This window comes from Qipengyuania benthica (genome assembly GCF_030717865.1).
Lineage (GTDB): Bacteria > Pseudomonadota > Alphaproteobacteria > Sphingomonadales > Sphingomonadaceae > Qipengyuania > Qipengyuania benthica.
This window is the reverse complement of record NZ_JAVAIL010000002.1, coordinates 1-18,333: the sequence shown is the minus strand read 5'-3', so window position 1 is coordinate 18,333 and position 18,333 is coordinate 1. Positions and strand designations below refer to the sequence as shown.

Genomic DNA, 18,333 nt, shown 5'->3' with positions numbered 1-18,333 from the left:
TCTCTCCCCTTACAGGTGGATGTCGCTGGGACGGTTCTTGCGCAGCCATCCGGCGACCCACATGCGGGTCAGGGTGACGGCGGTGAAGACGCTGGTGAACAGGCCGATCACCAGCACGACCGCGAAGCCGCGGATCGGGCCGGAGCCGAACAGGAACAGCAGCACGCCGGCGATGAGGTTGGTGATGTTGGCATCGTAGATCGCCCGGCTCGCTTCCTTGTAGCCGTTTTCGACCGCGGCGACGACGCGCCGCCCGCGTTTTCGTTCTTCGCGAATGCGTTCGTTGATCAGCACGTTGGCGTCGACCGCGGCACCGATGGTCAGCACGAAACCCGCAATCCCCGGCAGCGTCAGCGTGGTGTTGAGCGCGGCCATGATCCCCAGGATCATCAGCACGTTGATCACCAGCGCGACCGAGGCATAGATCCCGAAGCGACCGTAGCTGGCGATCATCAGCGCGACCACGGCGACCGATCCGACTATGAGCGCGAGAAGACCGCGGCGGATCGAATCCGCGCCCAGGTCCGGGCCCACCGTCCGCTCCTCGATCACCGCCAGATCGACCGGCAGCGCGCCGGAACGAAGCGAGATCGCGAGATTGTTGGCGCTTTCGGTGGTGAAGCTGCCCGAGATCTGGGCGCTGCCGCCCAGGATCGGTTCGCGGAAGGCCGGCGTCGACAGCACCTCCTCATCGAGGATGATGGCGAAGGCCTTGTCGACATTCTCGGTGCTCAGCTTGGCGAAACGCGCCCCGCCCTGCTGGTCGAACTGGATGTTGACCACCGGCTCGTTGGTCTGCGGATCGAAGCTCTGCTGCGCACCGGTCAGGCTGTCGCCGCGGATCCCGCCGAGCCGGCGCACCGCGACCGAGGTACCCGCCTGCGGCGAGCCTTCGGCATAGGGGAATATCTCGCTGCCCGGAGGAGCGATGCCTTGCATGACATCGGTCGGCAGCGCGGTCTCGTCGACCATCCGGAATTCGAGCCGCGCGGTCTGGCCGAGCAGTTCCTTGAGCTGGTCGGGATCGTCGAGCCCGGGGACCTGCACCACGATCCTTGTATCGCCCTGACGGATGATGGTCGGCTCGCGGGTGCCGAGCGCATCGATGCGCCTGCGGACGACTTCGGTGGCGCTATCCATTGCATCCGAAACTGCTTGTTCCAGGCCGGATTCGGTGGGGGTGAGAACGAAACGCGTTTCGTCGACGACGGTCAGATCCCATTCGCGGACCATTCCCTGGCCGTTGACCAGCGGCAGCAGCAATTCGCGAGCCCGATCGACATCACCCGCGTCGTCGATCATGAAGCTCAGCCGCCCGTCGGCGGTCGAGACATCGCCGATGCGGATGCGCGGCTCTGCGTTCTGGAGGACGGTGCGGACGCCTTCTTCCATGCTCTCGAGCCGCTGCGCGGCAACCTGCGCCGGCTCGGCCTCGAGCAGGATATGGCTACCCCCGGCAAGATCGAGCCCGAGATTGACCGTCGGATCGGGGAGCGCATCGGGCCAGCGCTGATCGATCGCGGCGAACAGCGATGGCAGTGCCGCGAACATGGCGGCCGCGGCGATCAGCCACAGCCAGGTCTTCTTCCATGTGGGGAAGTCGAGCATTGTCGTCTGCGCCCTTCGCTCAGTCGTTCGCCGGGGGGGCGGTTTCGGGCGCGATCACGTCGCCGATGGTCGATTTGACCGCGCGCACCTTGACGCCCTTGGCGAGTTCGAGTTCGGCGTAGTGGTCCTCGACCTTGACGACCTTGGCGACCAGCCCGCCGGCGGTGACCACCTGATCGCCGCGCTTGAGCCCGGCGACCTTCGCCTGATGCGCCTTGTGCTGCTTCATCTGCGGACGGATGATCAGGAACCAGAAGATCAGGATCATGCCGACGATCGGCGCCCAGGTGACCCATGCGGGTGGAGCGTCGGCGGCGCCGGTTGCGGCGGCAAGAAGGTCGAGCATGATACGAAACAGCCTGTCGGTGATGGTGTCTAGCGGATGATTCGCAGGTGGTGGAACGCTGGCGAAAATCAAGCCGCGCACCCCGCCCCCTCGCGAAGTGGCCGCCGCCTAGCAGCAATGGTGCAACAGGGCAATAAAATGGCGTGCGGACCGCGCTTGCCATAGCCGAATGCGGTGCCTATAGGCGCGGCTTCCACTGGATCCGGGACGTAGCGCAGTCTGGTAGCGCACCACACTGGGGGTGTGGGGGTCGCAGGTTCGAATCCTGTCGTCCCGACCAGTGGAATACCCCTCCTCCTTTAGCGTCCGCCTGCTGGTTGAGCAGCGAGAGCGCGACCGGGCGCTCGTGGTTCGCGTTGTCGGCTGCGTCTCGTCGTCGGGACGAAGGCTCCTATTCCAAGGAACGGCTCGGAGACTGCCGGGTTTAGATCGAAGCAGGCGATCGAAACCGGTCGCGACCAGCCGATCGGACGAAGGGAGCCGCAGACCGATGAAAAACCTCCTCACCAGTGAACCTCGCGCCGCCAGCCAGCCGGGGCGTATGTCGCTGCCTCTTCTCCTGCTCGCCGCCATGGCAAGCCCCGTCGGCGCTCAGGCTCCCGAGCGCAGCAATCAAATCGAATCGGTCCACACCGGCGAGGCCGTGGTCTCGGTCGTCGAGGTCGCCGCGGGGCTCGATACGCCCTGGGGCATGACCTTCCTCCCCGATGGCCGCATGCTGGTGACCGAACGTCCCGGCAATCTGGTGATCGTCGCGGCGGATGGAGCCGTCTCCTCGCCGCTTGCCGGTACGCCGACCGTGTACGCGCAGGGTCAGGGCGGTCTGATGGACGTGGCGCTGCATCCCGATTTCGCGCGGAACCGGATGGTCTATCTCACCTTCGCCGAACCCGGTCCGGACGGCTCCGCCGGAACCGCGCTGGGACGCGCGCGATTGGCGAACGACCGCTTGGAGGGCTTCGAGGTGATCTGGCGGCAGGAGCCCAAGCTCGTCGGCCCCAACCATTTCGGCAATCGTATCGCCTTTGCCCCCGACGGCAAGCTGTTCCTCGCGCTGGGCGAGAGGTTCCAGTTCGGCCCGGCGCAGGATCTGTCGAACACGCTCGGCACGGTCGTGCGGCTGAACGACGATGGCTCGATCCCGCAGGACAACCCCTTCGTGGGCCGAGCGGACGCCGAGGACGCGATCTGGTCCTACGGCCATCGCAACATCGAAGCTTCCGCAATTCATCCCGAGACGGGCGCTTTGTGGGTGGCCGAAATGGGGCCGCTGGGCGGCGACGAACTCAATGAAATCCGCGCGGGTGCCAATTACGGCTGGCCGGTCGTCAGCTGGGGGATCAATTACGACGGCGTGGATATCCCCGATCCGACCCAATTCCCCCAATTCGCGGATGCGGCGCATGTCTGGAGCCCGGTCCGCTCGCCCTCGGGAATGATCGTCTACACGGGCGACATGTTCCCCGAGTGGCGGGGAGACATTCTCTTCGGTGCGCTGTCCGCCGGAGGACTGGAGCGGGTGGACATGGAGAACGGCGCGATTGCGGGGACCCAGTTCATCCCGCTCAACACCCGCATCCGCGAGGTGGAACAGGGTCCGGATGGCGCGGTGTATCTGCTCACCAACACCATGGAAGGCGCAAACGGGGCGGTCTGGCGCCTCGAGCCGCTCGAGGTGCATCCCGCTTCGGCGGACGACGGTCGCAGCGGACCGGGATGAGGCGGAGCTCGCTGCGCAGCTAACGGCTCGGCACCACTCCGGCCAAGGTCGCAACGGCCGGGCGCTTGGCACTATTCCAATCGGTCGAGTACGAAGGTCGCTCTTTCCGAAACGGAACTTTCGGGAAGCAGGATCGGATCGTAGCCAAGCTCACGATAGGCAACGGCCAGGCGCTCGTACTCGGCGACCGCCTCGCCTAACGGCTGCGGTCGCTCGGCATCGTTTGCGTAAATCTCCGGCCATGGCGGCGTGAGGAAAACCTGACGATAATACGGCTCGAAGGCGGCCATGACGGACTTGGCAGACCGCGCCGAGGAATGCTCCAGCGCGACGGCAGCGTCGACGAGGCCACGATCGAAGAACCTCCAGCAGCCCGTGTCGGTCTTCGACTCACGATCCTGCGAAGCTATGGCAATCGCGCGTTTTGCGAAGGCGGCGAGGTTTACCCACGGCAAAGCGCCCCCGTCCCCGCGCAGTTCCTCCTGGACGATGCGTCGGCCGGGCTCGGGCACGGTAGGATAGCCGCGGCGAGACAGCTCCACGATCAGACTGGACTTACCGCCTCCCGAGCACCCGGAAATCACAACGTCGCGGCTCGGATTCATGGCTCCGTACATAGCGCCGCATCCTGAAAAGCAAAATTTCAGCGCTTGCCTGTCGGTCGCCATAGCGGCCTTGCCTCGGTCGGGGGTGGCAGCACGCCCTGCCTTTACCGGTTGTCCCGGCTATTGGCCTGAGATACCCGGCGACGCGCGAGCGGGCGCTTTCCGGCGTTCGCGAGCATCACTCGATTGGGATGCGATGAACCAGCACATGCCGGCGATCACGGGCCAGAGACCCCGGCGCGCCCTGTTCGCGCTCGTCATCTCCGCGGGCAGTTTCCTGCTGTTCCTGATCCAGCCGCTGGTGGCGCGGCTGGCGCTGCCGCAGCTGGGCGGCGCGCCCAACGTCTGGAACAGCGCGATGCTGGTGTTCCAGCTGCTGCTGCTGGGCGGCTATGGCTATGCCCATTGGCTGAGCCGCTGGCCGCTGCGGCGGCAGGCACCGATCCATATCGCCTTGCTCCTGGTGGCGGCAGTCGTGCTGCCGATCGCCTTGCCCCGGATTGCGCCACCCGCTGCAGGCTGGGAGGTGCTGTGGGTCCCGGGGCTGCTGGGGTTGGCGGTCGGACCGGTGTTCCTGCTGGTTGCGGCGCAGGCTTCGCTGATCCAGCGCTGGTTCGCCGCGGCGCCGGACGCGGGCAATCCCTATCCGCTCTACGCCGCGTCCAATCTGGGCAGTTTCGCTGGCCTGCTGGCCTATCCGCTGTGGCTCGAGCCGCGGTTTGCGCTGAGCGCACAAAGTGCGCTGTGGTCGTTGGGCTATGGCGTGCTGATCCTGCTTACCGCGCTCGCTGCCGCGCAACGGTGGAAGACCGCAGAGAAGAACGACGGGGCTGCGGCGGCCCCGGAGCCGCTGGAGCATCGGGGCCGGCCGGCTGGGCGCGTCGTGCTGCTGTGGCTGGCGCTCGCTGCGGTTCCTTCGGGGCTGATGCTGTCCACCACCACCTTGCTGACAACGGACCTCATGGCGATGCCGCTGCTGTGGGTGATCCCGCTGGGCCTCTACCTGCTGAGCTTCTCCGTTGCCTTTTCCGAGGTCGGTCACTGGACGCGGATCCTGACCCGGATGGCCCCGGTGCTGCTGCTCGCCGCCGGCTCCTTCGCGATGGTTTCCGGCGGCCAGGCCAATCCGGCGATCGCGCTGGCGATGGTCGGGCTGCTGTTCGTGCTGGCGGTGGCGCTCCACGGCAGGCTCTACGCGCTGCGCCCCGACCCCTCGCAGCTTACCTTCTTCTATCTGGTAGTCGCGGCCGGCGGTGCCCTGGGCGGGGCGTTCACCGCGCTGGTCGCGCCGGTGCTTTTCGACTGGATCTACGAGCACGCGATCCTGCTGCTGGCCGCGGCGGCGCTGTTGCCGCAGACGCTGGTGATCGAGCGCATGCGCCGTTTCCTGCAGGAACGGCCCGCGGGTCGGACAATCGTTGGCGCGCTGGTCATCCTCGCGATTCTGCTCGCCTATCTCCTCCACCGCGCCACGGAAGCGGGCGATGGCGAGACGATCCTCGCTTTGTTCGCTACGCTGACGCTGATCGGCGTGGCACTGGTCGCGATACGCTGGGCCTTCGTCGCGGTAGCGGCGCTGCTGATGCTGGGCATGGGTGGGTTGGCGACGCTGGCGCTGTCGCTCGAGGGCGAGCGCGCGCGGACCTATTTCGGAGTCTACAGCGTCGTCGAGACCGAGGGTGGGCGGTTCCGCCAGCTCGACCACGGGACCACCAATCACGGGCGGCAATGGCTCGACCCCGAGCGGCGCAGCGATCCGACCAGCTATTACGGTCGTTCCGCGGGGATCGGAATCGCGCTCGATGCCGCCGCGCCGGATGCCGAGATCGGGGTGGTCGGTCTGGGTGCGGGAACGCTCGCCTGCTATCGCCAACCCGGGCAGCGCTGGAGCTTCTTCGAGATCGATCCGCAGATCCTCTCCTATTCGCGCGACGGCAGCTTCACCTTCCTCTCCGATTGCGCCCCCGATGCCCGGATGGTGGTGGGCGACGCGCGGCTGGAGCTGGCGGAAGAGCGGCAGGATCGCTTCGATCTGCTGGCGATCGATGCCTTTTCCTCGGATTCGATCCCGCTGCATCTGATGACCGAGGAGGCCTTTGCCACCTATGGCCGCGCGCTTGCCCCCGACGGCTTGCTGCTGGTGCATATCTCCAACCGCTTCATCGACCTCGCTCCGATGGTCTCGGCGCTGGCAGAGGCGCAGGGCTGGCACGGGCGGCTGCGCTTCGACGACGAGAACCTCGCCGAGGGGCTGGCCCCTTCGGTGTGGATCGCGCTGGCGCGCGACGAGGAGGCACTGGCACGGCTGGAGAGCGAAGAGGAGCCGCTGTGGAAGCCGCTGCCCCGCCCCGCCCGCCGTGCCTGGACCGACAACAACGCCTCGATCCTGCCGCTCATCCGCTGGTAGACCCAGGGGGTCACCCCACGCGCCGACGCGCCGCCGCCGCCCCGACCAGCCTTCGCACTTGCAGCATCGTGCCCGATCGCATAGAGGCGCGGCATCCATCGGACCCGGCCTGCCGGGTGGCTCGGCCCGGCGCCTATCCCCGGGACAATGTTCAGACCGGCAGTTCAAACCGCGCATAGTGACCGTCGCGCTCGCGTCGCTCCCCTATGTCATCCGCGTTGTCCCGCCGGTCGTATGGGTCAGGCAAACACTCCCATGTTCGATATCGCTACGCTCAAACGCGAGTGGCTTTCCAATCCCCGGCGCGACATCCTCGCCGGCATCGTCGTCGCGCTCGCGCTGATCCCCGAGGCGATCGGTTTCTCGATCATCGCCGGGGTCGATCCGCGCGTGGGCCTCTACGCCTCCTTCTCGATCGCGGTAATCATTTCGCTGGTCGGAGGCAGGCCGGGAATGATCTCGGCGGCGACCGCCGCGGTCGCGGTCATCGTGGTACCCCTGGTGCGCGAATACGGCGTCGAATATCTCTTCGCCGCGACCGTGCTGATGGGGGTGATCCAGCTGATCGCCGGCTTGCTGCGCCTCCATCTGCTGATGCAATATGTCTCGCGCTCGGTGATCACCGGCTTCGTCAACGCGTTGGCGATCCTGATCTTCATGGCGCAGCTGCCCGAACTGACGGGCGTGCCGATGCTGACCTATGCGCTGGTCGCTGCGGGCCTCGCCATCATCTATCTGTTCCCGCTGCTGACGAAGGCGGTTCCCTCGCCGCTGGTGGCGATCGCGGTGCTGACCGCGGCGGCGTTCTACATGGGCTTCGACGTCCGCACCGTGGGCGACATGGGCGAACTGCCCTCCTCGCTCCCCGCCTGGCTGATCCCCGACGTCCCCTTCACGCTCGAGACGCTGCAGATCATCCTGCCTTATTCGCTCACCATGGCGGCGGTGGGCCTGCTCGAATCGATGCTGACCGCGCAGATCGTCGACGATCTGACCGACACCGGTTCGGACAAGCAGCGCGAGATGAAGGGCCAGGGCATCGCCAATTTCTTCACAGGTTTCCTGGGCGGCATGGGCGGCTGCGCGATGATCGGCCAATCGGTGATCAACGTGAAATCGGGCGGCGAAACGCGGCTTTCGACCATGGTCTCGGGCGTGTTCCTGCTGTTCCTGCTGCTGGTGCTCGGCTCGCTGGTGGCGATCATCCCCATGGCCGCGCTGGTCGCGGTGATGATCATGGTCTCGATCGGCACCTTCTCGTGGCGCTCGATCAAGGACATCCGCATCCATCCCTGGCAGTCCTCGGTCGTCATGGTCGTGACGGTGGTGATCGTGGTCTGGACCCACGATCTGGCGCAGGGCGTGCTGGCGGGCGTGATCCTTTCGGGTCTGTTCTTCGCCAGCAAGGTCAAGCGGATGTTCACGGTCGAAACCGATCTGTCCGGCGATGGCCGGACCCGGACCTATCGCATCGGCGGACAGGTGTTCTTCGCTTCCTCCGACAGTTTCGTCTCGGCCTTCGATTACAAGGAAGTGCTCGACCGGGTCGTCATCGACGTCAGCCAGGCGCATTTCTGGGACATCTCGGCGGTGGGCACGCTCGACAAGGCGATCCTCAAATTCCGCCGCGAGGGCACCGAGGTCGAGGTGCTCGGCCTCAACGATGCCAGCGCGGCGATGATCGAACGCTATGCCATTCACGACAAGCCCGGCGCCGATGCGCAAGCGGGCGCGCACTGATGGGAGAGAGAACCATGGAACACGTGCTCGCGGCGATCGACGCCTCCACCTATGCCACCAGCGTCTGCCGCTATGCCGCCTGGGCCGCGACCCGGCTAACGCTTCCGGTGGAGCTGCTCCATGTGGTGCAGCATCAGGATCCCGTCACCGCTCGCCACGACCTCTCGGGCGCGATCGGTCTGGGGGTCAAAAGCGATCTGATGGAAGAGCTGGTCCGCCTGTCGCAGGACAGCAGCCGGATCGAGATCGAGAAGGGCCGCGTGCTGCTGGCTGCGGGCGAGCAGATGCTGCGCGAGGCCGGCGTGGCGCAAGTCACTGCGCTGCACCGCCACGGCGGTGTGGTCGAGACCATCCTCGAACGCGAGGATACCGCCCGCGTGCTGGTGCTGGGCAAGCGCGGCGTGGCGCATGAAGCGGGCGGCGAGCATCTCGGCTCGATGATCGGGCGCGTGGTCCGCGCCAGCGCCAAGCCGGTGCTGGTCGCCTCGCGCGAATATGCCGAGCCGCGGCACGTGGTCTTCGCCTACGATGCCAGTCCCGCCGCCGATCGCGCGCTCGAGCGGCTGGCCAATTCGCCGCTGTTCGCAGGGTTGCCGGTCACGATCGTGATGGCCGAGGCGGGTGGCGACGCGGAACGGGCGAAGCTGGCCAGGGCCGAGGCGGCGTTTGCGCCCGAGCATTCGGTCACCGCGGTCATGGAGCGCGGCAAGGCCGAGGAAGTGATTCCGCGCATCGTCGCGGCAACCGAAGGCGCGCTGTTGTTGATGGGCGCCTATGGCCACTCGCCGATCCGCCGGATGATCCTGGGCAGCACGACCACCGAGATGGTTCGCACGGTCAAGGCCCCGGTGCTGATGGTCCGCTGAGATGCCGGCCGATCCTGCCAGCTTTCGCGACCTGCTGATCAAGCGCCGCGGCGAGCTGGAAGAAGAGGATCGCATCTCTTCTGATGGCCGCGCGCCGGTAGCGCTCGACCAGGAGAGCGTCGGGCGCCTGTCGCGGATCGACGCGATGCAGGTCCAGGCGATGGCGCTGGCGCAGGAACGGCGGCGCAAGAACGAGCGTCTCGCCATAGACGCCGCGCTCGCGCGGATCGACGAGGGCGAGTTCGGCTTTTGCATCACCTGCGGCGACGCGATTGCCGAGGCGCGGCTCAGGACCAACCCCACCATCGTCAAATGCCTGGAATGCGCCTCGGGCACGGGCTGACCGGCCGGATGCGTTTACAGCAGGTTTACCCCGCAGTGCCATAGTGGGGCGTATGACGGCCTATATCGAAAGCGAGGGGATGCGCTTGCGCCGCAAGGTGCGCGCAGTAGTGATCAACGAGCACGGCGAGGTGCTGCTGGTCCGCCCGCACGGCTATCGCGAGGGCGAATGGACGCTCGCGGGCGGCGGGGTGGAAGACGGCGAATCCCCGGTCGAAGCGATGCGCCGCGAACTGGCCGAGGAGCTTGGAATTGGGCTCGAGGCGGAAATCGACGAGCTCCCGGTGAGCAATCGCTTCGTCTATACTGCCGAATACAAGAGCCGGCGCAAGCTGGACCATGATGGCCAGGATGCTGTGATGTTCGCCTGCCGGGTCGGCAGCGACACCGCCTTCGTATTGCAGACCCAAGAGCTCGCCGATGCACGCTGGTTCGCCGCGAACGAGGCGTCGGCGGCGTTCCCCGTCCTGAAGCAGAAGGAGGTTTTCACCGCGTGCCTGCGAGCCATCGGCTGAGACAAGCCTTTTGATGCCGACGGACTGCGGCGGGTCCCTCATCCGACCCCTTGGTACTTTCTTCTTTCCTACACTAACCGTTATGGTTCATCCTTTCGGCGAATCGGAAGGAGAACCTCGATGGCACTCGTCGAAACACTGATCGGACCGCTCGCCTCGCTTCTGGACAAGCTGATTCCCGACAAGGAGGCCCGCGCCCGCGCCAAGCTCGAACTGCTCCAGCTCGAGGGTACGCAGGAATTGCGCACCATCGAGGCGCGGCTGGCGGCGATCGTCGCCGAGGCCGGTTCGCAGGATCCCTGGACCAGCCGCGCGCGGCCCTCGTTCCTCTACGTGATCTACGTGCTGCTGCTGTGGTCGCTACCGATGGGGGTGCTCGCCGCCTTCTCCCCCGCCACCGCGCGGGATATCGCGACGGGGATGAACGCCTATCTCGCCGGCATCCCCGAACCGCTCTACGCGCTCTTCGGCACCGGCTATCTGGGCTACACCGCCGCGAGGCAATGGGGGAAGGTGAAGGGTGTGGATCGGTAGGGGTGTCGGCTCTTCCGCAAACCCCACTCTCGTCATTGCGAGGAGCGCAGCGACGCGGCAATTCAGCGTGGAGCTTCACGAATAGCCACTATCACAGCGGCGACGCGGAAAGTTCGGGACATGCATTGCCGCGCCGCCTGCGGCGGCTCGCAATGACGAAGAAAAAATTGAAGCCGCCGCTTCCCTTCTCCACCCCCCCTGCAGGGGAAGGTCGGGTGGGGGTGTTCGGCGCTTGTAGCTTCGTGCGTCGCACCCCCACCCCCGGTCCCTCCCCTGGGGAGGGGAGAGGTTGCAGGACAACGAGTAGCGAAGCGAGAACGTCGACAAACGGGCGCAGCCGTGTGTAATCCCCGCTTATGCCTGCAAGCCCCCCACCCGCCCCCGACCGGCGCCGGATCCTCGTCCTCAACGGCCCCAATCTCAACCTGCTCGGGCAGCGCGAGCCGGAGATCTATGGCCACGCCACGCTGGCCGATATCGAGGCGCTGCTCGCCACGCGCGCCGAGCAACTCGGGGTGACGGTCGAATGCCGCCAGTCGAACCACGAGGGCGTGCTGCTCGACTGGTTGCAGCAGGCCGAAGCGGAAGGGTTCGCCGCCATCCTGCTCAACGCCGGTGCCTATACGCACACATCGATCGCGCTGCTCGATGCGATCCACGCGATCGCGGTGCCGGTGATCGAGGTGCATCTGTCGGATCCTTCGCAGCGCGAGGAGTTCCGCCACCTGTCCTATGTCGGCATGGCTGCGGCGGGCACCGTCCAGGGGCTCGGCGCGCAGTCCTATGTCGTCGCGCTGGAGCGTGCCGACGCGCTTTGAAACGAGGCCGTGCCGCAGCGTCGCAGAGCGGGTGCCCCCCCTTGCAACCCGAGCGCCTCACGCGCATAGGTCGCGCAAATAACACACAGGGAATACCATGGCGGAACGAAAGAGCGGCTCCGGCGAGAAGGCCGGTATGAATGTCGATATGGATCTGGTGCGCGAGCTGGCGGAACTGCTGGCGGCATCGGGGCTGACCGAGATCGAGGTCGAGGACGACGATCGCAAAATTCGCGTCGCACGGACGATCAGCGCCGCTCCCGTCGCGGCTGCGGCGCCGGCCCCCGCTGCCCTCCCCGCCGCCGCGCCGCCGTCGCAGGCGCCGGGAGCCGATGCTTCCGCCGCCCCCGCCGCTGCGCACGCAAATGCGTTGAAATCGCCGATGGTCGGCACGGTCTATATGGCCCCCGAACCCGGCGCCGCCGATTTCATCAAGGTCGGCGACACGGTCGCAGCGGGCGACACGCTGCTGATCATCGAAGCGATGAAGGTGATGAACCCGATCGCCGCCGACGCCTCGGGCACGGTCAAGGCCATCCTCGTCGAGAACGCCCAGCCGGTCGAATTCGATCAGCCGCTGGTCGTCATCGGCTGAGTGTTTCGATGAGCATCACTCGCATCCTGATCGCCAATCGCGGCGAGATCGCCCTGCGCATCCACCGCGCGGCGCATGAGATGGGCATCGAGACGGTGGCGGTGCATTCCACCGCCGACGCCGATGCCATGCATGTCCGGCTCGCCGATCACGCGGTCTGCATCGGCCCCGCCCCGGCAGCCGACAGCTATCTCAACATCGCCAACATCATCTCGGCGGCCGAAATCGCCCATGCCGATGCGATCCATCCGGGTTACGGCTTCCTTTCGGAAAACGCCAAATTCGCCGAGATCGTCGAAGCGCACGACATCGCCTGGATCGGCCCCAAGCCCGAACATATCCGCACCATGGGCGACAAGGTCGAGGCCAAGCGCACCGCGGGCGCTCTCGGGCTGCCGCTGGTCCCCGGCTCGGCGGGCGCGGTCAGCGATTTCGACGAGGCGCGGCAGATCGCGCAAGAGATCGGCTACCCGGTGATCATCAAGGCCGCCTCGGGCGGCGGCGGGCGCGGGATGAAGGTGTGCGAGAGCGAGGAAACGCTCGAAACCTTGATGCGGCAGGCGGGCAATGAAGCGAAATCCGCCTTCGGCGACGCGACCGTCTATATCGAGAAATACCTCGGCAATCCGCGCCATATCGAATTTCAGGTCTTCGGCGACGGTCGGGGCGCGGCGATCCATCTGGGCGAGCGCGACTGCTCGCTTCAGCGCCGCCACCAGAAGGTGCTCGAGGAAGCCCCCTCGCCGGTGCTCGGCGAGGAAGACCGCAACCGGATGGGCGCCATCTGCGCGAAAGCGATGGCCGATATGGGTTATCGCGGCGCGGGGACGATCGAATTCCTGTGGGAAGACGGCGAGTTCTACTTCATCGAGATGAACACGCGGCTGCAGGTCGAGCACCCGGTTACCGAGATGATCACCGGGATCGATCTGGTCCGCGAACAGATCCGCATCGCCGAGGGCAAGCCGCTGTCGGTCACGCAGGACGAGATCGAGTTCAAGGGCCATGCGATCGAGTGCCGGATCAACGCCGAGGATCCCTTCACCTTCGCCCCCAGTCCCGGCGACGTGACCTATTACCACGCCGCGGGAGGCATGCATGTGCGGGTCGATAGCGGGCTTTACGCGGGCTATCGCATCCCGCCCTATTACGACAGCATGATCGCCAAGCTGATCGTCTATGGTCGCAGCCGCGAGAAATGCATCATGCGGCTGCGACGCGCGCTCGACGAGATGGTGATCGAAGGGGTCAAGACCAGCATCCCGCTGCATCAGGCGCTGCTCGCGCAGGACGATGTGCTGAGCGGCGACTATTCGATCAAATGGCTCGAGGACTGGCTCAGGGAACGCGAGGCATAACCTCACGCGGCGCTCTCGCGTAGGTTGAAGCGTGGGCGCCCGCCCCTATCCCAGCGGAACCCCCGGCAGGTTCTTGCTGGTCCGGATCGTCAGCGAGGTCTTGACGCTGGCGACATTGGGCGCGGGCGTGAGCTTGCTGGTCAGGAATTCCTGGAACCGCTGCAGATCCTCGCTCACGATCTTGAGGATGAAGTCGATCTCGCCGTTGAGCATGTGCACTTCGCGCACCTCGGGCAGATGCGCCATCGCCGCCTCGAATTCGCGCAGGTCGCCCTCGGCCTGGCTGCGCAGGCTGACCATGGCAAATACGGTGATCGAGAAGCCCAGCTTCGCCGGTTCGAGATCGGCGTGATAGCCGCGGATGACGCCCAGTTCCTCGAGCGCACGCACCCGCCTCAGGCATGGCGGCGCGGTGAGGCCGACGCGATGGGCAAGCTCGACATTGGTCATTCGCCCGTCGTCCTGCAACTCTGCCAGCAGGCGACGATCGATAGTGTCGAGGTTTGCCATTCCAATGAGCCCCCATTTCGGCCGGCGCGACATGTTTCGCTGCAGGTGCGAAAGCTTGTGCCGCGACGATGCGCGTTCTGCTAATAATGTTGTTCTTGCCAGCAATTGTCCCGCTTTGCAACGTGGGCGCAACTTTGTGTTCAGCCTGTTCGTTACACAGATATGAAGCCATAGGTGCGAAGGCATCGGGGCAGCCGACCGGCCCGTCCCCGGCGGCCACAGAGGACGGCGCCGAGCCCTTTCCCAACCCGGAGAAGCATGCATTTCGACGACCGCCTTGCCACCGTTCTGCGCCATCGGGCGACTGGCGAGCGGGCAGCGCGGACGCAGTTCCGCCAGCTGCTCGATCTGCTCGGCGGGCCGGCGGGAGGGCGCGATGCAAGCCTGGAGGCAGCGGCCTATCTGCGGCTCGACGCGCTCGGCGCGCTGATCCCGTTTCGCGAACGCGCGCGGATCGTCGAATGCGACGGGGTGCGTATCCGCAATGCGCGGCTGGTCGCATGGCTGGCCGAGGCCGAACCCGATGTCGCCGCCGCCGCTCTGGCGCAGGCGCGGCTGAGCGAGGAGGAATGGACGCAAGCCATCCCCGAGCTCCCGATCCGCGCCCGCGGCTTCCTGCGCAATCGCCGCAATCTGCCTGCTGGCGCGATTGCCATTCTCGACCGGCTGGGCGTCAGCGATCGCGGACTGCCCCTGCCCGAGCGGGCATCGCTCGCGGAGCCGGCTCCCCCGCCGTCGGCGCAGATCGCAGACGCACCAGCTGAGCCGTCGACCGCCGGCACGAGCTCCGGCGACGACAGCGGCATCGCCGCCCTGGTCCGGCGGATCGAGGCGTTCAACAAGGCGCGCGAGACCGGCCCATCCGCAGGCGCGGGCGCCGCCGCGCCGCAATTGCCGCTCGACCGCGAGCCCCGCGCGGGGGCGCGTCGACGCAGCGAGCTGTTCACCTTCACCGCCGATGTCGATGGCAAGATCGATTGGGCCGATCCGCCGATCGCCCCGATGGTGGTCGGAACCGATCTGGTGCGCGGGCAGGATCGCTCCGCCCCCGGTCCGCAGAATGCCTTCGCCAGCGCCTTCTTCAACCGCCAGCCGTTGCGCGAGGCACCGGTCGAACTGGCCGGCGCCGATCGGATCGCGGGCACCTGGCTGGTCGATGCGACCCCGCGCTTCACCCGCACCGACGGCCGTTTCTACGGCTATGTCGGGCGCTTCCGCCGCCCCGCCGACATCAGCGCGCAGGAGCAGGCCGAAAGCGAAGCCGATCGGATCCGCCAGCTGCTGCACGAATTGCGCACCCCGGTGAACGCGATCCAGGGCTTTGCCGAGGTGATCCAGCAGCAATTGTTCGGTGCGACGCCGCATGAATACCGCGCGCTGGCGGCAGCGATTGCAGGCGACAGCGCGCGGATGCTTGCGGGCTTCGACGAGCTCGACCGGCTGGTGCGCCTCGAAGGCGGCGTGCTCGATCTCGAACCGGGCAGCAGCGATTTCGGCGCCATCCTCCGCAAGCAGATCGAGCAGTTGCAAACCGTCCTTTCGTCACGCGTCGCGCGCCTCGAGTTCGATTGCAAAGCGACGACTGCCGTGCTGGCGCTCGAACAGCAGGACGCCGAGATGCTCGCCTGGCGGCTGCTGGCGACCATCGCCGCGACCACCGGCGCGGGCGAGCGGATCGCGCTGGAACTGCGACAGGAGGACGACCAGCTGTCGCTGCGCAGCGCCATTCCCGCCACGCTCGCGGCATCCAAAGACCCCTTCTCCACCCAGACGAGGCCCTCTGGCGGCGCGCTCAGTCCGGGCATCTTCGGCGCGGGCTTTTCGCTGCGGCTGGCGCGGGCGGAAGCGCGCGCCGCCGGCGGCGAGTTGGCGCAAGAAGCGGATAGGCTGGTGCTGACCCTGCCGCTATTGACCGGCGCGGCGGTGCCACCTAGCCGAGTGGATGCTCCGGACAGCGCGACGGGATGAGATCGCGCCGGGGTGCGGCCCGGGGCACGGGCCGGCAGAGGGGGGTAAGATATTGTCGGATTCACTGCTTGCCCTTCCGCTTCGGGCCTCGAAGGCGCGCTTCGAGAGCGACTTCGGCCAGCGTTCGCTGCTGACCGTCGACACCGAAGAGGAATTCGACTGGAACGGCGATTTCAACGCTCATCAATATGGACTCAAACAGTTCCGCGCGCTCGCCAAGTTCCAGCAGTTCGCCGAAGGGATCGGCGTCTCGCCCGTCTATCTGATCGATTGGCCGATCGCCCAGTCTCCGCGCGCGCAAGAGCTCCTTGGCGACGCCGTGCGACGCGGTACCGCCGAGATCGGACTCCAGCTCCACCCCTGGGTCAACCCACCGCACGACGAAGAAGTCACGCCCTACAACAGCTTCGCCGGCAACCTCCCCGCCGCTGTGGAACGCGAGAAATTCATGCGGCTGCGCGATGCGATCGAGAGAAATTTCGGCTGCCACCCGCAAATCTATCGCGCGGGGCGCTATGGTCTCGGGCCCAACACCGCTAAGCTCCTCAAGGAGGCCGGTGTCGCCATCGACAGTTCGGTGCGTGCGCGCTTCGATTACAGCGCCGTCCACGGCGTCGATTATTCGCGCCATCCGATCGAACCCTATTGGGTCGATGCCGAACGCAAGCTGCTCGAACTGCCGCTGACCACCGTTTTCTGGGGCCTGTTGCGCAAGCAGGGGCAATGGCTCCACCCGCGCGCCTCCGCCTACCCTCTGGTCAACGGCATCCTCTCGCGGCTGGCGCTGCTGGAGAAGATCGCTCTGACCCCCGAAGGCGTAACCCGCGACGAAGCCTTGCGCGGCATCGACATCGCGATCGACGACGGTCTCCCGCTGCTGGTGCTCAGCTTCCACAGTCCCTCGTTGATGGTGGGCCAGACTCCCTATGTCCGCAACGAGGACGATCTCGACGCGCTCTACGACTGGCTGCGTGCGATCTATGCCTATCTCGCATTGCGATCGGTGCGACCGACTACGGTGGGTGAAATCATCGCCAGCGTCGAGGTCTGAACGCCTTTTGCTTGCCCTGCGCGGCGGCGCGGTATAACCGCCAGCCCGCTCATCCGGCATGTGCCCATCCGGCATGCTTGGGCCTGTAGCTCAGTGGTTAGAGCTGGCCGCTCATAACGGCTAGGTCGCGGGTTCGAATCCTGCCGGGCCCACCGGATGTGGGCGGATGGATGGAGCGGGGCGAGTAAGGGCTCAGTCGGGGAGTAGCGCAGCCTGGTAGCGCATCTGCTTTGGGAGCAGAGGGTCGCAGGTTCGAATCCTGTCTCCCCGACCAATTTATCGCAAGAGCGACGGATTTTCGCCTTTTAGCATGGGCTACCCAAGGGTGACGGTCACATGACCGGTACACACAAGGGAGACACATACGGGAAGGTCAGAACTCATGTCCCGTATTCCTCACGCCTGCCGTCGCAAGGGTCGGTACGTGTTCCGCCGTCGGGTCCGTTTCAAAAGATCTTATCTCCAGCCCGATAGCGATCGCTTTGCAGACGGCTGATCCAAAAGGTCGCGCGAGAGCGTGCGGTGGTGCTCTCTGCGCGGTTTGCCGTGGTGAAAGCAGGTGTGAAAAGATCACGGAATTAAAGGCCGACCTCACCGGATTTCAGATAGAAGAGCTGTTCCGCGACGAACTCGAAAGCGAACTGCGTTTCCACGTGCAGCGAGCGTTCGAGGATGACGAATGGTCGGACAAGGCTCTTGAGATGGGGACAGAAGACCGTGTAGTTTACAGGCATCCCACCTCATCTGATCGTTTTGCCCCTGAGCTTCTCGAATATGCCAAGGGCGCGAGCCCTGACGAATGGATTGGTCAGAAGTTGGCGTCCATCGGCGCATCGAGCGATTCACGAGACATTTCCGCAGCGCGAGCCCATCTCTTTGGTACCCGTGCCGCTGCAGGCTCGCTGGTCCAACGGCTATTTTGAAGATGATGCGCTGGACGAGATCGATCCGGTTCGGGCGCTAATGGCCAAGTCCGAATCGCGACCTGAGGGGGCGCCCGAGCACCGTCACGGTATAAACGAGAGCCAGCCCTCGCTCGGGTTCCAGACCATGCCCAACAGAGCCAATTCCTAATTTACGACGATCGGCGGTTTGGCCATGTCTTAGACGCAGTGTGCGCCGAACTTAAATCGGGAGGTGTATGGACACGCGACCTCAAGCAGCAGCGTCGACTTATGCAGACATTCGCCTGGATAACGGGAAATCGCGAGCCCGGCTCCTACGATCACCGGGAAGTTGCGGCCTTCAAGTCCGGACTTACAAGGCTAGGGTCCGGACTCATTCACAGCCAGAAGGCGACGGCAGTGGCGAGCGCCACACTGGATAGGAAGTTGGCGGCAAGCTTGTCGT

At 65.9% G+C, this 18,333-nt stretch carries 17 protein-coding genes, 3 tRNA genes and 1 other annotated feature; of the genes, 16 read left to right on the top strand and 4 right to left on the bottom strand.

Annotated elements, in window-relative coordinates; all coding sequences use genetic code 11:
- Nucleotides 1-9: 9 nt before the first annotated feature.
- Nucleotides 10-1,608 (bottom strand): protein translocase subunit SecD, encoded by a 1,599-nt coding sequence (gene secD / locus Q9K01_RS05370; protein ID WP_305929206.1) that lies wholly within the window; start codon nt 1,606-1,608, stop codon nt 10-12.
- 19 nt (nt 1,609-1,627) lie between these two features.
- The gene (gene yajC, locus Q9K01_RS05365) at nt 1,628-1,954 is read right to left on the bottom strand and encodes a preprotein translocase subunit YajC (RefSeq protein ID WP_305929205.1); all 327 of its coding nucleotides are present in this window, start codon (nt 1,952-1,954) and stop codon (nt 1,628-1,630) included.
- 203 nt (nt 1,955-2,157) lie between these two features.
- Here yajC and Q9K01_RS05360 point away from each other — a divergent pair.
- A tRNA-Pro gene (locus Q9K01_RS05360) sits at nt 2,158-2,234 on the top strand.
- Between the two features lie 210 nt (nt 2,235-2,444).
- Nucleotides 2,445-3,674 (top strand): PQQ-dependent sugar dehydrogenase, encoded by a 1,230-nt coding sequence (locus Q9K01_RS05355; RefSeq protein WP_305929204.1) that lies wholly within the window; start codon nt 2,445-2,447, stop codon nt 3,672-3,674.
- 71 nt (nt 3,675-3,745) lie between these two features.
- On the opposite strand, the gene Q9K01_RS05350 is transcribed toward Q9K01_RS05355, so the two are convergent.
- Nucleotides 3,746-4,342 carry an AAA family ATPase gene (locus tag Q9K01_RS05350; protein WP_305929203.1) on the bottom strand — a complete coding sequence of 199 codons (597 nt, stop codon included), beginning with the start codon at nt 4,340-4,342 and terminating at the stop codon, nt 3,746-3,748.
- Nucleotides 4,343-4,475: 133 nt separating this feature from the next.
- Here Q9K01_RS05350 and Q9K01_RS05345 point away from each other — a divergent pair, with 133 nt between their 5' ends.
- The 9 genes from Q9K01_RS05345 to accC all read left to right on the top strand — a co-directional run bounded on the left by Q9K01_RS05345 (nt 4,476) and on the right by accC (nt 13,454).
- Entirely contained in the window at nt 4,476-6,686 is a 2,211-nt protein-coding gene (locus Q9K01_RS05345; RefSeq protein WP_305929202.1) for a spermidine synthase, read from the top strand.
- A gap of 97 nt (nt 6,687-6,783) precedes the next feature.
- Nucleotides 6,784-6,836, top strand: a sequence feature (sul1 is cis-regulatory element that is thought to sense ions involved in sulfur or methionine metabolism; They are found in Alphaproteobacteria).
- A gap of 105 nt (nt 6,837-6,941) precedes the next feature.
- Nucleotides 6,942-8,426 (top strand): SulP family inorganic anion transporter, encoded by a 1,485-nt coding sequence (locus Q9K01_RS05340; RefSeq protein WP_305929201.1) that lies wholly within the window; start codon nt 6,942-6,944, stop codon nt 8,424-8,426.
- A 14-nt stretch (nt 8,427-8,440) separates the two neighbouring features.
- On the top strand, nt 8,441-9,292 hold the full coding sequence (locus Q9K01_RS05335; RefSeq protein ID WP_305929200.1) for a universal stress protein: 852 nt from the start codon (nt 8,441-8,443) through the stop codon (nt 9,290-9,292).
- A gap of 1 nt (nt 9,293) precedes the next feature.
- Nucleotides 9,294-9,635, top strand: coding sequence for a TraR/DksA family transcriptional regulator (locus Q9K01_RS05330; protein ID WP_305929199.1), 342 nt, complete (start codon nt 9,294-9,296; stop codon nt 9,633-9,635).
- Between the two features lie 52 nt (nt 9,636-9,687).
- Entirely contained in the window at nt 9,688-10,149 is a 462-nt protein-coding gene (locus tag Q9K01_RS05325; protein ID WP_305929871.1) for an NUDIX domain-containing protein, read from the top strand.
- Nucleotides 10,150-10,269: 120 nt separating this feature from the next.
- Nucleotides 10,270-10,683, top strand: coding sequence for a holin family protein (locus tag Q9K01_RS05320; protein ID WP_305929198.1), 414 nt, complete (start codon nt 10,270-10,272; stop codon nt 10,681-10,683).
- Between the two features lie 356 nt (nt 10,684-11,039).
- Nucleotides 11,040-11,501 carry a type II 3-dehydroquinate dehydratase gene (gene aroQ, locus Q9K01_RS05315; protein WP_305929197.1) on the top strand — a complete coding sequence of 154 codons (462 nt, stop codon included), beginning with the start codon at nt 11,040-11,042 and terminating at the stop codon, nt 11,499-11,501.
- A gap of 97 nt (nt 11,502-11,598) precedes the next feature.
- Complete coding sequence (gene accB / locus Q9K01_RS05310; RefSeq protein ID WP_305929196.1) at nt 11,599-12,096, top strand: acetyl-CoA carboxylase biotin carboxyl carrier protein; 498 nt, start codon at nt 11,599-11,601, stop codon at nt 12,094-12,096.
- Between the two features lie 8 nt (nt 12,097-12,104).
- A complete protein-coding gene (gene accC, locus Q9K01_RS05305) occupies nt 12,105-13,454 on the top strand; it encodes an acetyl-CoA carboxylase biotin carboxylase subunit (RefSeq protein WP_305929195.1) in 1,350 nt (449 codons plus the stop codon).
- A gap of 45 nt (nt 13,455-13,499) precedes the next feature.
- Here accC and Q9K01_RS05300 read toward each other — a convergent pair whose 3' ends face one another.
- Nucleotides 13,500-13,964 (bottom strand): Lrp/AsnC family transcriptional regulator, encoded by a 465-nt coding sequence (locus Q9K01_RS05300; RefSeq protein WP_305929194.1) that lies wholly within the window; start codon nt 13,962-13,964, stop codon nt 13,500-13,502.
- 258 nt (nt 13,965-14,222) lie between these two features.
- On the opposite strand from Q9K01_RS05300, the gene Q9K01_RS05295 reads away from it, so the two are divergent.
- The 5 genes from Q9K01_RS05295 to Q9K01_RS05275 all read left to right on the top strand — a co-directional run bounded on the left by Q9K01_RS05295 (nt 14,223) and on the right by Q9K01_RS05275 (nt 17,906).
- Complete coding sequence (locus tag Q9K01_RS05295; RefSeq protein WP_305929193.1) at nt 14,223-15,932, top strand: sensor histidine kinase; 1,710 nt, start codon at nt 14,223-14,225, stop codon at nt 15,930-15,932.
- A 49-nt stretch (nt 15,933-15,981) separates the two neighbouring features.
- Nucleotides 15,982-16,983 (top strand): polysaccharide deacetylase family protein, encoded by a 1,002-nt coding sequence (locus Q9K01_RS05290; protein WP_305929870.1) that lies wholly within the window; start codon nt 15,982-15,984, stop codon nt 16,981-16,983.
- 79 nt (nt 16,984-17,062) lie between these two features.
- A tRNA-Ile gene (locus Q9K01_RS05285) sits at nt 17,063-17,135 on the top strand.
- 45 nt (nt 17,136-17,180) lie between these two features.
- A tRNA-Pro gene (locus Q9K01_RS05280) sits at nt 17,181-17,257 on the top strand.
- 208 nt (nt 17,258-17,465) lie between these two features.
- On the top strand, nt 17,466-17,906 hold the full coding sequence (locus tag Q9K01_RS05275) for a hypothetical protein (protein ID WP_305929192.1): 441 nt from the start codon (nt 17,466-17,468) through the stop codon (nt 17,904-17,906).
- The last annotated feature ends 427 nt before the right edge of the window (nt 17,907-18,333 follow it).